13 protein-coding genes are annotated in these 12,512 nt (G+C 42.3%); 5 read left to right on the top strand and 8 right to left on the bottom strand.

The features are described 5' to 3' along the window. Positions 1 to 549 precede the first annotated feature (549 nt). Both OCU77_RS20875 and OCU77_RS20870 read left to right on the top strand, forming a co-directional pair. Complete coding sequence (locus tag OCU77_RS20875; protein ID WP_390624783.1) at positions 550 to 1,065, top strand: NlpC/P60 family protein; 516 nt, start codon at positions 550 to 552, stop codon at positions 1,063 to 1,065. A gap of 97 nt (positions 1,066 to 1,162) precedes the next feature. Next, on the top strand, positions 1,163 to 1,642 hold the full coding sequence (locus tag OCU77_RS20870; protein WP_048900921.1) for an aminoacyl-tRNA deacylase: 480 nt from the start codon (positions 1,163 to 1,165) through the stop codon (positions 1,640 to 1,642). Positions 1,643 to 1,713: 71 nt separating this feature from the next. On the opposite strand, the gene OCU77_RS20865 is transcribed toward OCU77_RS20870, so the two are convergent. The 4 genes from OCU77_RS20865 to OCU77_RS20850 all read right to left on the bottom strand — a co-directional run bounded on the left by OCU77_RS20865 (position 1,714) and on the right by OCU77_RS20850 (position 4,934). Beyond that, entirely contained in the window at positions 1,714 to 2,400 is a 687-nt protein-coding gene (locus tag OCU77_RS20865; RefSeq protein WP_048900922.1) for a DUF2076 domain-containing protein, read from the bottom strand. Between the two features lie 436 nt (positions 2,401 to 2,836). Next, complete coding sequence (locus OCU77_RS20860) at positions 2,837 to 3,406, bottom strand: YceI family protein (protein WP_048900923.1); 570 nt, start codon at positions 3,404 to 3,406, stop codon at positions 2,837 to 2,839. After that, entirely contained in the window at positions 3,403 to 3,945 is a 543-nt protein-coding gene (locus OCU77_RS20855) for a cytochrome b (protein ID WP_048900924.1), read from the bottom strand. Before OCU77_RS20855 ends, OCU77_RS20860 begins: the two co-directional genes overlap by 4 nt. 287 nt (positions 3,946 to 4,232) lie before the next feature. Further along, the gene (locus tag OCU77_RS20850) at positions 4,233 to 4,934 is read right to left on the bottom strand and encodes an HAD family hydrolase (RefSeq protein ID WP_239686091.1); all 702 of its coding nucleotides are present in this window, start codon (positions 4,932 to 4,934) and stop codon (positions 4,233 to 4,235) included. Positions 4,935 to 5,278: 344 nt separating this feature from the next. On the opposite strand from OCU77_RS20850, the gene OCU77_RS20845 reads away from it, so the two are divergent. Next, positions 5,279 to 6,082 carry an EAL domain-containing protein gene (locus OCU77_RS20845; RefSeq protein ID WP_048900926.1) on the top strand — a complete coding sequence of 268 codons (804 nt, stop codon included), beginning with the start codon at positions 5,279 to 5,281 and terminating at the stop codon, positions 6,080 to 6,082. 20 nt (positions 6,083 to 6,102) lie between these two features. On the opposite strand, the gene OCU77_RS20840 is transcribed toward OCU77_RS20845, so the two are convergent. The 3 genes from OCU77_RS20840 to OCU77_RS20830 form a co-directional block, all read right to left on the bottom strand. Beyond that, positions 6,103 to 7,488, bottom strand: a complete 1,386-nt coding sequence (locus OCU77_RS20840; protein ID WP_048900927.1) for a class II fumarate hydratase — start codon at positions 7,486 to 7,488, stop codon at positions 6,103 to 6,105. 9 nt (positions 7,489 to 7,497) lie between these two features. Next, a complete protein-coding gene (locus OCU77_RS20835) occupies positions 7,498 to 7,881 on the bottom strand; it encodes a hypothetical protein (protein WP_048900928.1) in 384 nt (127 codons plus the stop codon). 369 nt (positions 7,882 to 8,250) lie between these two features. After that, positions 8,251 to 9,216: a LysR substrate-binding domain-containing protein gene (locus OCU77_RS20830; RefSeq protein WP_048900941.1), complete on the bottom strand. Its 966-nt coding sequence runs from the start codon at positions 9,214 to 9,216 to the stop codon at positions 8,251 to 8,253. A 252-nt stretch (positions 9,217 to 9,468) separates the two neighbouring features. On the opposite strand from OCU77_RS20830, the gene OCU77_RS20825 reads away from it, so the two are divergent. Both OCU77_RS20825 and OCU77_RS20820 read left to right on the top strand, forming a co-directional pair. After that, positions 9,469 to 10,839 carry an MATE family efflux transporter gene (locus OCU77_RS20825; RefSeq protein ID WP_048900929.1) on the top strand — a complete coding sequence of 457 codons (1,371 nt, stop codon included), beginning with the start codon at positions 9,469 to 9,471 and terminating at the stop codon, positions 10,837 to 10,839. Between the two features lie 178 nt (positions 10,840 to 11,017). Continuing rightward, positions 11,018 to 11,959, top strand: coding sequence for a LysR family transcriptional regulator (locus tag OCU77_RS20820; protein ID WP_048900930.1), 942 nt, complete (start codon positions 11,018 to 11,020; stop codon positions 11,957 to 11,959). A 144-nt stretch (positions 11,960 to 12,103) separates the two neighbouring features. Here OCU77_RS20820 and OCU77_RS20815 read toward each other — a convergent pair whose 3' ends face one another. Then, positions 12,104 to 12,403 carry a DUF1330 domain-containing protein gene (locus OCU77_RS20815; RefSeq protein ID WP_048900931.1) on the bottom strand — a complete coding sequence of 100 codons (300 nt, stop codon included), beginning with the start codon at positions 12,401 to 12,403 and terminating at the stop codon, positions 12,104 to 12,106. Positions 12,404 to 12,512: the final 109 nt, after the last annotated feature.

Raw genomic sequence — 12,512 nt, 5'->3', positions numbered from 1 at the left:
CCATGTAGCATGCATTATGAAAGGAAATATCCGTGATAGCTAGGGGCTGTTGAGCATTCGTGGTGATTTTTACAGCAATTGTGGGTTCTTTATACAAGCTTGAGTCGGTGGGAAGCGTAGTACAACATAAACTCAACATACAAAATAGTTTATTCAGTCGGATTTATTTCCTCACTTTTTAGTACTTTCATTATTGAGTGTTAGAGCAGTATGACGTAGCAATTTGTACTCAGTGAGTCGAATGTTATTTCATTATATCTGTGATTTAAATCCAAAAGGTGAATATTTAAACGAATATGTGTTGGATATATTCATTGGCCATATGCAGTATGACTGAATGATTCAACAGCATCTTGTTTAGTAGATAATTGACTATGGTTGAAATATATTCAGTATTCTTCTTTAGGTGCTAAGTGTTTGATTAACATGGTTGAATTTCTTCTGTTGTGTGGAGTTTGAGGCTTACGCTTGTAAAGCCTCTTTTTTTTCCGATTTCTTCCTGTCTTTGTCACTCTTCGTCATCCATAATGAAGGTATCATTTCTTGGGAGTGTCACTGCGCGTGCTAAACGGATTTTATACTTCTACCTTGCTATTTTTCTTTCTCACCCTTACTGGATGTTCATCGTCAAAGCAAGTTGTTGCGCCGCAGCCCTCAACGTCGACTGTAACAACAACACCAGATATTCAGACTCAATCTCAGCTCAGTTTTGTTAACGTCTATGAAGAATGGAAGGGGACGCCGTACCGCTTAGGTGGAACAACTAAACGTGGTATTGACTGCTCGGCTTTTGTACAAGTTGGTTATTCTGATGTGTATCAAACACTGTTGCCACGGACGACGGGCGAGCTTGCAAAAATGGGAAAGTCAGTTTCAAAACAGCAGGCTAAGTATGGTGACTTAGTATTCTTTAAAACGGGTTATCGTTTGAGGCATGTGGGTATTTATATTGGCAATAATCAATTTATGCATGCGTCCACCTCTAAAGGAGTGATAGTTTCGCGTTTAGACAACCCTTATTGGCAACGAGCGTTTTGGCAAATCAGAAGAATGCCTATTCATTAACCTTGTTATCCACGCTTATTTTCCTGTTAGTTACTGCTCGCATAACCTGAAAACTAGGATCATACTTTAGCTGTCGTAATCTCTTTTGGAGGTGTCTATGGCTATGGCCATAACGGTGGGGCAATTCTTATGTGCTCACCATATCGATTTTAGTGTTGCTCACCACCGCCACACAGATACATCGTTTAGTTCAGCGGTGTCTGCACATGTACCTGCAGCTAATGTGACAAAAGCCGTGTTGCTTAAGACGGTTGCAAATGAATATTTGCTCGCAGTTGTACCTGCGAATCGTAGAGTCATGGTAGATAAGGTCAATATGCTGACAGGAAAAGTGTATACCTTAGTTGCAGAGCATGAGCTGTCGCAGATATTCCAAGATTGTGAACCTGGTGCGGTTCCGTCTTTGGGGCAGGCTTATTCAATACCTATGTTGGTCGATGATGCGCTGATCGATAAAGATGAGTGGTTTATGGAAGCGGGGGATCATGAAAACTTGATCCATTTGGATAAAAAGCAATTCATGAAAATTATTCGAGGGTGTCAGCATCGAAATATCAGTAGTTACGCAATGCCGTAATGTGATGTGTTGTTGTAAAAAAGGTAGATGAGAATCTACCTTTTCTTGTTGTGGTTCAGGGTAAAAAGCGATTAAACGTCGTCAAAGTCGCCAAAATCATCACCACCAAATCCCTCATCACCGCCGAAGAAGTCGCCACCCCCGCCAAATAAGCTGTCATCGCTATTATTTGCTAAGGTATCGTCATCAAAGCCAGCAGAGCCAAAACCACCGTCGCTTGAATCATTAAAGCCCGCGTCACCAAATCCGCCTGTGCTGCTATCGGTATAATCCGACGCGAAGCCACCTGTTGAATCATCAAGAAAGCTGCTAGCGCTGTCTTCTGCTGATGCCAGTGAATCTGCTGCAGCACCATCATCGTTATTGAAGAGTGCGTTGCTGATCATATTACCCGCCACCATACCAACAGCGACAGAGGCGGCTGTTTGCATAAAACTACCGAATGCACTTGGTTGATGCGCAGGTTGAGGCGGCTGTGGAGCCGGACGGTTGCCACCCATCATTTTGCTTAATGTGCCACGGTTGGCTTCTGATTTGTGGTGTTCAACACACTTTTCTAAATAATCATTTTTTTGTTTCAACTCTTTAAGCGCCATTTCTTGTACAAGCACTGCTTGAGTTAGCTTATAGATGGCGTCTTGCTGCGAGCCGATTTCATCTTTGATCAGCGTTTCTGCATCTTGATCTTTTGTTTTTTCAGGGCTTTGTTTTAGTTTGTTAGCCACATTTTGGATGAGTTCTTTTTCTTGTGGAGTCATGTTTACCTTCTCATTTCGCTAGTGGCGTCAGTTATGGGGAGTACCATAATGGCCATATATTCTGTTTTAGAACGCGTATTTTATTATGGTTACATCCTAGCGCACTGGAGATGTTTCTATCTGTTAAGTTACGTAAATCTTTTCGCTAATTGCAGTATTAATGCGCAGTTCAGCGCTTTTTAAGTGCAAATTCAGCATGTAGTCAGTATTCAGTGCACGGGAGAGAGTAAGACAAATAGGGGGATGACGCTAAGTAAAAACCTTGATTGATAGGACAAGAAAACTGAATCGACGTTTCTAACGTCGCAATGTAGAGAAAAAGAAAAGGATAAAAGGTAGTGTTGGGGGCTTTAAAACATAAGCCCGCAATAGCTGCGGGCTAGGTCGCTAAAATACAGCAAGATAACTTGTCGAAATTAGACGCTAATAAAGGTGCTTATTGGCGAATCCCCTCAACATGCAGTTCTAAATCGGCATAGCTTGAAGCCCCCATTACAGGAATGTCAAAGTCAGCCAACTCTATACGTGTTGTGCCGGTAAAGCCTGCACGATAACCACCCCATGGATCATCGCCTTCACCAACAAAATGTGCATCAATAGACAGTGGCTTGGTTTGGCCGTGTAGGGTAAGTTCACCTTGAATTTCGATGTTACCGTTGCCTTTATCTACAATTTTATTACTGGTGAAATTTGCTGTAGCGTATTTCTTTACGTCGAGAAAGTCGTTGCTACGAATATGCTTATCGCGTTCAGCATGGTTAGTATCCAAGCTAGTAGTATCAACGTTTACATTCACTTTTGATGCAGTAACATTCGCTGGATCGTAACTAAAAGTTCCATCGAAAGTGTTAAAACGGCCTTTGATAAAGCTATAGCCAAGGTGCTGAACTTTTAAGTTGATAGAGGCGTGCGCACCTTGTGTATCAATGACGTAATCAGCAGCTGTTGCTAGTTTAGGTAGCATAGCGGCAGAAAGTAAACTTAGAGCGATTAGAGGCTTTTTCATGACTTTGTAACTCCTAACATTTTTCTTAAAGTATTATCTTTATTTATGAAGTGGTGTTTTAACGCAGCAAGCGCATGCAGTGCTGATAGACCGATTAAGGCAAAGGCAATGTAGTAATGCACCTCACCTGCAAGATCGGCTTGGTTGTCAAACAACTCACCAAGTGCTGGTACTGAAAACCAATCAAATACGTCAATGGCACGTCCATCTGCTGTTGAAATCAGATAGCCTGAAATAAATAAACCAATGAGCAGTAGGTAGATAACGGCGTGTGCTAATTTAGCGCCGATTTTTTCCCAATTTGCGCCTTCAATGGGTGGGTGTGAAGCAAACAGTTTCCATATCAAACGAAAGAGGGTAACCGCTGCCAAACATAGACCAATTGATTTATGCCAATGAGGGGCTGGTTTATACCATTCTGAATAATAGTTGAGATCGACCATCCATAAGCCTAGTGCAAATAATCCAATCACAGTCAGCGCTGTCGTCCAGTGAAGCACGATTGATATCGGGTCATATTTTTTGACAGTGTGTTGCATAACCTTTGCCTTCATCTCATTAGGGGGCGAGCAATACGCTAGCCTTAACTGATGAATTTATTGTAGAAGGAAAATATTCAGAGAACAGGTGAGGGAGTTGAACAACTAGGTCAAAAAATTTGAATGAACTTAATAAGGTTCCCTTACCGGCACAAAAAAGCCCTCACCATGAGGGCAAACTTCAATATTATCAGGGTGATGTATTGAAGGTTTGGCGATAATTTTTATTGAACTCTTATGTACTGAATCGCTTGCTGCAAAAACTTAGTGTGCCATGCACGTTAGGGTTAACGCAGAATATTATTATCGTGACGCCATTCCATAATCGTCCAATCTTTCATTTGTGCGTGCATAGCCAGTGTTGGGTCGGGATTAACGGCGAATGGTTTGTCGACAGCATTGAGTAAGGGTAAGTCATTAATAGAGTCACTATAGCCATAACAGCCTTTATATTGGGCGTCATTAGAGGCTAGCCATGTCTTCATTCTGGTCACCTTTCCTTGTTGGTAACTGAGTACACCTTTGGTATTGCCAGTATAAATGTTATTCAGAGTCTCAAGCTCGATAGCGATGGCATCATCAGCCCCCAACATATTCGCGATAGGCTTTACGAGGTGTTCTGAAGTTGCTGAAGCGATGATGACGCTGTCACCTCGTTTTTTGTGCCATTCAATGCGTGCTAAACCATCTTGGTAAAGCGCCGGTTTGATTTTTTGCTCAATAAATTCGTTTACCAGCTCTTCAATTGCCGTTCTGTCTTTGCCAATCAGCGGTGCCAATGTTGCTCGCATGTAAGAATGCATATCCATATCGCCTTTGGCATAGGCTAACATCATCTCTTCTTCTTCAGCTTGTAATGCAGGTAAAGCAATACCTTGTTCGACTAAAAATGCGGTCCACAGACTTGCAGAGTCTGCCGCGATTAATGTGTCATCAAGATCGAAAATAGCTAAATAAGGACGATGCTTTTTTACTGTACTGTCTATCACCAAACTCTTTCCTTTGTTATGTCTGATTTTTGACTGATTTGATGGGTAAAGACTAGTGGTAATATGTGACATTTCTCTTTCAAAAATGTGTAATTTTAATTTTTATAGGCTGTGTAATCGTAGAAGTATGTTAGATTTGTTTCATATAGGGTGTTGAGCCGCGGTTTGAGGTGGCGAAAATTCGCTTTTAGTCAATAATTCGACACTTGGTTGTGTGTGTGATGGTTTTTTGACGTAATCTATATCTTATACTGATACCTTATGTAATTATCTAGCCTGTTTGGTACGACGGGCAGTATTTTTTGGGGATGTGGTCTTTATATGTTGTTAAATGAGTTTATGTAGTGAATAAAATATTGAGAACTGTTCACGATATAGAGCATTACTTACGTGGTACCACATCTGATGGTTTTAGCTTCGTATATCAAGATAAAGTCATTAAAAGCGCCTTTCAGCCGATAGTAAAACGCGATAAAACAGTCTTTGGTTATGAAGCCTTAATGCGCATTTACGATAAAGAAGGTTTACGTTTTCAAACAGAGCCGTTTTTTACGTCCCGACATTTACCTATTTTCGATAAAATTAATATTGATCGTCTTGCCCGTGTCATTCATCTTCGTAACTTTGCGCACTTTATTCGCCAAGGTGCGTTATTCCTTAACATGAGCCCTGATGCATTGATCGACAATCGTGACTATAAAACAGGTAATAACCTCTTGTTTCCTCGTGTGAAAGAGCTTGGGCTAAACCTTCACGATATTTACTTTGAGCTATTAGAACACCACTGTACTGATGACCATCGATTGAATAACGTGTTACGCAGTATGCGGGGGAAAGGGGTTAAGCTCGCAATGGATGATTACGGGAGTGAAGCCTCATCGGCAACACGTGCTTTAACGGTCAAGCCCGACATCATCAAAATGGATAAAAGTCTATTACAAGAATACCTTAGTGGTGCGCCAGAACGTTTAAATGATGCGTTGCGAATAGCAAAAAAAGTAGGGGCGAAAGTGCTGCTAGAAGGCGTGGAAGATCAGCATGCTTATGATGTCGCGATGATGCTCAATGTAGACTTTATGCAAGGGTACTATTTTGGTCGGCCTTTACTCTTAAATGAATTTGTGGAGCAATCGCGGTTAGTCAATTAACCGCGATTGTGTTTGAAATGCTATTGCGCAATCCCACCTTGAGTCAGCTTCGCTGGGTTGAGTAATCGTTCTAGCTCACTTCGGCTTAATGCAGTTTCTTCTTCTGCGACATCAATGATTGCCCGCTGTTCTTTATATGCTTTCTTGGCTATTTCTGCCGCTTTTAAGTAACCAATCACTGGGTTTAGTGCAGTTACCAATATTGGGTTTTTGGCTAGTGCTTGCTGAAGGTTATCGTCACGTACCATAAAGGTCGCAATCGCTTTATCGGCTAATAGGGTAGAGGCGTTGGCAAGTAGCTCCATACTTTGAAGCAGGTTATGGGCTATAACAGGTAGCATAACGTTTAACTGGAAGTTACCAGATTGTCCCGCGACTGTGATGGTAGCATCGTTACCTATCACTTGCGCAGCAACCATAGCAGCGGCTTCAGGGATCACTGGATTAACCTTTCCTGGCATAATCGATGAGCCTGGCTGCAAGGCTTCAAGCTCAATTTCACCTAACCCTGCCAGTGGGCCAGAATTCATCCAGCGCAAGTCATTGGCAATTTTCATGATTGCTACAGCTGTTGTTTTTAACTGGCCCGATAAAGCAACAATGGCATCTTGGCTACCAAGATTGTAGAAAAAGTTATCGCTAGTGGTAAAAGCGATTTCGGTTGATATTGATAGGTTATTAGCAAAAATAGCGGCAAATTGCGGATCAGCGTTGATCCCTGTGCCAACGGCTGTCCCGCCTTGGGCAAGCGCACTGCTATTTTCTAATGCGTGTTCAATGCCTAGTTTGGCTTTCTCAATTTGGGTTTTCCAGCCTTGTAGCTCTTGTGTGAGTGAAATCGGCATGGCATCCATTAAATGCGTACGCCCTGTTTTTATCACCCCTTCAACTTGAATACTTTTTTTATCGAGCGCTGTGTTTAGGTGGGACAACGCAGGTGATAGATGCTGGTGGTAGCTTAATGCGGCACTGACTTGAATTGCGGTTGGGATCACATCGTTGCTGCTTTGCCCCATGTTCACATGATCATTGGGGCTCACGGTTTGACCAAGCTGTTCACTGGCTAGTGTCGCAATTACTTCATTAGCATTCATATTTGAACTGGTTCCAGAGCCTGTTTGAAAGACATCTATAGGAAAATGTTCATGGTATTGCTTGTCGATGATCTTCTGGCAACTGTCAATGATTGCATGTGCAATGTCGTGATCGAGCAACTTTAATTCAAGGTTACTGCGTGCTGCCGCTTGTTTTATGTATGCCAATGCTTGAATGAAGGTGGTTGGCATTGGTATTCCGCTAATGGGAAAGTTATTGATAGCACGCTGTGTTTGAGCTTGATAAAGCGCGTCTTTTGGCACGTGCACATCGCCCATGCTGTCGGTTTCTGTTCGGTATTGGATAGTCATGAAAGGTCCTTAGAAGCCAGATGTATGTTGGACTTGTCTGATTTCTCGCTGTAATGAGAGGAAGCGCTGTTTACCTGTTTGCGAGTCGCCATAATATTTCTTTAAGGCGAGCAGCGGACAATGCAGATAATCCCAACAGACACGACGAAAAATACGCGAATGACCACGATGATCGATGGCTTTGAGTAGATTGAAAAACACCCGCCGTAGGAATAGTTCTTGTAGAAGCGGATTCGGGGTTTGGGTCCCTGATTGGTAACAAGCAGCAAGTGTTATCCCTGATTGAATAAAATCAACAATGACGTCTGGTTCAAAACCAGGAACGATGTGCGGGTTAAGAAAGCGATCTTCAGCAGAGAAGAAAGCTTGGTAGCAACTTGCTGTTTGTTTCATGCGAGATCCGATGTTTAATTTCTGTAGTGATAATTATTATCATTTAGGGTGGTTGCACGCAAGTAGAAAACACGATGTTTGTATAAATACCTACACCATTAATTTTCATCTCGTTCTTGTTGGTCAAGGTTACAAATAAGTACGTTATCGGTTTTGTCAGTAGAGCCACAACCTAACTGCAATTTTTGTTCAGTGCTAAGTGTTTCTTACTACGTAATATTCTGCTTAGTGAATCAAGAGTATGGATATAAACAAGCTTAGTGCTCTAGTCAGAATCTGCTATGAAAATGGTAGCATTTTAGGGAGGTGTAGAGGGAGCATTAGGTGGTGAGCCTTGGGCTATGCCCCTCTGATGTCTTAAGTATGATTTTATAGGGAAGCTGTTTGGATTTGCCAACCTTTGGTTTTGGCTAAGACTTCAAATTGTTCTCGTTCTAAAGCGACTTGCTCTTTGAGCCAAGTGATAAAGGTTCGTGTGATGGCATTTTGTTTTTGGCAAACATAGGCATAACGCCATGGACCCTCAATGATAGTGACGGGGTGAGGGAGTTGAAGAAACCCCTTCTCAAGTTCATTCACAACCAGTAGTAAGTCAGTCATTGCGATGCCTTGCCCTGCCATACAAGACGTTAGCGCCATATCTAAAGTGTCGAAGGTTAATCCATTGTCTTGATGTGAGAAGCGAATTCCTGATTGTGCAAGCCAATTGCGCCAGTCAGATCTGTCTTTAGTTGGGTGTAATAAGGGAAAACAAAGTGCTTCTTCGAGTGTTAGTTGTTGGGTTTCTGGTGCGATCAATGCTGAATAGACTGGCGCGAGTAGCTCATCACGTAAAAAGATCGAATCAAAGCGATTTTGAGGCTTATCTTCATAGTTATAGATCGCAATGTCGTATTCATCATTCGCGAGGCTAACCTCATCGCTGCTATTGCCTATGATGGAAGAGAGGACAATATCGATATCGGGCTGCTGTTCTTTAAATGAATGCAAGCGAGGAATGAGCCAGCGTACTGCTAAGCTCATGGCTACATTCAAGCGTAAAGTGTTGTCATCTTGGTGTTTAAGTTGATCAATATGACCATTTAGTTCGCTAAACTGGCGAGTTAGTAAATCAGCAAGTGATTTACCTTCATTCGTTAATGTTAAGGCTCTATGCTGCCTTATAAATAGTGCAATACCGATATTCTCTTCTAACTGTTTTATTTGGCGACTGACCGCACTTTGAGTCACATTTAGTTCTTCTGCTGCGAGTGTAAAGCTTAAATTGCGCGAGGCGGCTTCAAATACACGTAATGCGTTAAGTGATGATGGCAATGAAGCGTGTCTTTTTTTCAACTTAGCGACCTCTTGCATGAGTTTTATGAATGCAAGAGTGCCGAAAACTCGTTTGAAAATCAATGCGAATAGCACTACCTTGTGAGAGTAAGACGCAAGTTATTTTCACGCTGTAGCTAAAAAGCAGTTGAGGCAAGTATCGGTAACACACTTTTTCACTTCCCTCTGTCCATCGAGATAACTCACTGCCTAGCCATACAGTTCAATCGCATATTCAAGCAAATCTAATAATTCCGTGAGCACTAAAGACGAATGAAAAAGCTGATAAGCCTAGCTATACCTTTAATTATTTCTCAGTTGATTGCCCAACTTCTTATGTTCACCGATGTTTGGATGATGGCTCAACTGAACATTCTCGCAATCGCTGGCGGTGGCTTGGGTGCGTCTGTGTATTCGTTTATCTTCATTATTGCGGGCAGTACAGTTGGCTGTGTCGCTAACTTAATCGCTATTGCTTACGGTAAACAAGTGCGTCAGCCAGAAAAAGCTGATCAAGAAGTTCGTTCCTCGTTAAAGGGGGGGATTCTTCTTGCCGTGATATTAACGGTGGCACTGCAGCCGTTGTTTTACACTATGGATAACTGGTTACTGCATGCTAAACAAGATCCGCAGGCCGTTGTTCTCGCTATGGATTACTTTCATGCATTGAAATGGTCTATGTTGCCAACACTCTTTTTACTTGTATTACGTAGCCTAGTCAGTGCATTTGGTGATACACGCTCAGTTATGGTGATGTCATTAGCGACTGTGATGCTCAATGTCCCACTCAGTTATCTATTGGCATTCAAGCTAGATATGGGGATTGCGGGCTTAGGCTACGGCACATCGTTAGCTGCATTCATTATTATGTTGGGTTATGGCTTTTGGGTCTTTAGCCAACCACGTTATAAAAAATATAATCCTTTGATGTTAATAGGTGAGTATAAGCTGAATGCGATTACACCACTGCTAGGTATTGGTGTACCGATTATGATTGCCACCTTGCTTGAACACGCGTTGTTTTCTGGGGCGGCTTTATTAGCGGGTACCTTAGGTGCTGTGTCGTTAGCGATTAACCAGATTGCGATGCAATGCTTGAATTTCTCGTGGAATATCGCTTTTGGTTTTTCGCAAGCGACCTCTATTCTCGTTAGCCAGCATGTCGGCAGTAATGAACCGCGTTTGGTGCGTCATTATGCTAAACAAGGCTTGATCGTGGTGACAGCAACCAGTGCAGTGATCGGTGTGTTGTTAAGTATGTACCCAGAATTTTTAACACAGGTGTTTAGTGTGGAAGGGGATGCGTTAGCAACCGATCTTGTGAAAGCCTTACCTGGTGTCATGATCATGGTTGCATTGTGCTTTGTGGTCGATGCATGGCAACTGGCAGCCATTAGCATTTTACGTGGAATGAAGGTTGTGATAGCCCCAACCGTCGTCACTGTTATCGGTTATTGGCTTGTTGGCTTACCTGCTGCTTGGTTCTTAATGGATACGATGGGACTTGAAGGTATATGGGCGGGTGTGGCTCTGGGCTTAGCGGCAACCGGTATTTTGTTAATGGCTATTCTCTACAAAAGTGTGACTGACTTTCAACGTAAAGCCGAAGGCGTAGAAGCCCATTCCATGGGCGTAGCTGTCTAGGCCTCGATCTGCATACCATAAAGCGAACTGGGTGACATTTAGGTGGTTCGCTTTTCCTTTCGCGAGTGTTCTTCATTCGCTTTGTCTATCGTATCTGACAAGATTCTGAGTGTGATGATGGCAATATCGTCGTAAGATGAGAGTCATCTGATTTATGCAATAAGATCGAGGAAGATCGATGTCTATTACCAACCAGTTGTTATTGTTTCTGGATGTTGTACAGCAGGGGTCTTTTACGAAAGCCGCACTACTGCATGATATGGACAATTCATCGCTTTCGAAGCAGATAAAAAAACTTGAGCAAGTGCTTGGGGTGCAGTTATTGAATCGGTCAACCCGATCTTTTTCTTTAACGTCGGCAGGGGAAGAGATCTTAGAGCAAACACACACACTTGTGGAGACATTAGACAATATAAAAAATATTGCTGATGCTTACCAATCTGTGCCTAAAGGAGAACTGCGGATAACTTCTCCAGTCTATTTTGGGCAAGAATACCTGCAACCTGTGATTTCACAGTTTATGCAGCTGTACCCTGATGTAAAAATAAATCTATCTTTGGATGATAAGAAAGCCGATATTATTGGCGATCATTTCGATCTCGCTTTTCGTTTGGGTAAGTTAACAGAATCGAACTTAATCGCTCGTAAAATTGCAGAGACAAATTTTATTGCTGTTGCTGCCACCGCTTTTATTGAAACGCATGGACTTCCTCAAACACCAGACGAGCTGATCGCACTGCCTGCTGTTGTTTACAGCAATGGCACGCTTACGCTTGATCAATTGAGCACTCGAGAAAGAGGAAGCAGTAAGCCATTTGATATGTATAAAATGCAGGGAAATTATAAAGTCAGCGATGTGCGCACTATGATTGGCGCAGTAAGGGATGGTCTAGGCTATAGCCTAATTGATATTTCTAATTTAGATCAGCATATGGATGAACTAGGTTTGGTGCAGTTATTACCGCATTATGAAGTATCGACGAGAGAAACGGCTATTTATGCGATCTACCCTCACCGAAAGCAAACTATGCTAGTGAAAGAGTTTATCAAAGCGGTACAAGACTATATTGGTTCGCCTCCTCGTTGGGAATCGCACATTATCAGTGCTTCCAATACGTAGCCTGCATTTGGTGAGACAACTGTGTAATCGATCAAGTAAGCGGCAACATCAGATGTAAAGCAAAGGAAGAAAATAATAGCAAAGGCGAACTGCCAATCAGTTCGCTTTTTTATATGTTCTTACTCATTACGTTAGGCTAAGGCTTCATAGCTTATCGACAATGAATGCGTTTAGGTTTTTGGTTGATGCTAAGCGTATGGCTTTAGCGGGTGCATAATCTGGGTCATCAATCCACGCTTGTGCTGCCGATCGGCTTGGAAATTGGAGTACGACTTTGATATCAGCATCATGACCATCAAGTTGTAGGCCTTCATTGGTGGCGGCGAGTAGTGCACCACCATGTTTTGCAATAGTGCTGCCTGTTAGTTCGTTAGAGCCTGGATTGTATTTCGCATATTGTTCTGGATCGGCAATATCGTAAGTTAGAATAAAATAAGCAGTCATGAAGGTTAACCTTGTTCTTTTGTAGGTTCTCGTTTTGATTGATGAGAACTGTTTTGGAGGCGTTATCATGCCGTGAAGGACGGCTCTGAAAAATAGTTCTACTTTCCAA

It is taken from the genome of Photobacterium swingsii, from assembly GCF_024346715.1.
In the GTDB taxonomy this organism is placed as follows: Bacteria; Pseudomonadota; Gammaproteobacteria; order Enterobacterales; family Vibrionaceae; genus Photobacterium; species Photobacterium swingsii.
The sequence above is the reverse complement of the archived record's forward strand: the minus strand, read 5'-3'. Positions and strand labels throughout refer to the sequence as shown.

Excerpts from the sequence above, each read along its gene's own strand:
- OCU77_RS20870 (WP_048900921.1), top strand. The coding sequence starts at position 1,163 with ATGGCTATGGCCATAACGGTGGGGCAATTCTTATGTGCTCACCATATC.
- OCU77_RS20865 (WP_048900922.1), bottom strand. The coding sequence starts at position 2,400 with ATGACTCCACAAGAAAAAGAACTCATCCAAAATGTGGCTAACAAACTA.
- OCU77_RS20860 (WP_048900923.1), bottom strand. The coding sequence starts at position 3,406 with ATGAAAAAGCCTCTAATCGCTCTAAGTTTACTTTCTGCCGCTATGCTA.
- OCU77_RS20855 (WP_048900924.1), bottom strand. The coding sequence starts at position 3,945 with ATGCAACACACTGTCAAAAAATATGACCCGATATCAATCGTGCTTCAC.
- OCU77_RS20840 (WP_048900927.1), bottom strand. The coding sequence starts at position 7,488 with ATGACTATCCAATACCGAACAGAAACCGACAGCATGGGCGATGTGCAC.
- OCU77_RS20835 (WP_048900928.1), bottom strand. The coding sequence starts at position 7,881 with ATGAAACAAACAGCAAGTTGCTACCAAGCTTTCTTCTCTGCTGAAGAT.
- OCU77_RS20825 (WP_048900929.1), top strand. The coding sequence starts at position 9,469 with ATGAAAAAGCTGATAAGCCTAGCTATACCTTTAATTATTTCTCAGTTG.
- OCU77_RS20820 (WP_048900930.1), top strand. The coding sequence starts at position 11,018 with ATGTCTATTACCAACCAGTTGTTATTGTTTCTGGATGTTGTACAGCAG.
- OCU77_RS20815 (WP_048900931.1), bottom strand. The coding sequence starts at position 12,403 with ATGACTGCTTATTTTATTCTAACTTACGATATTGCCGATCCAGAACAA.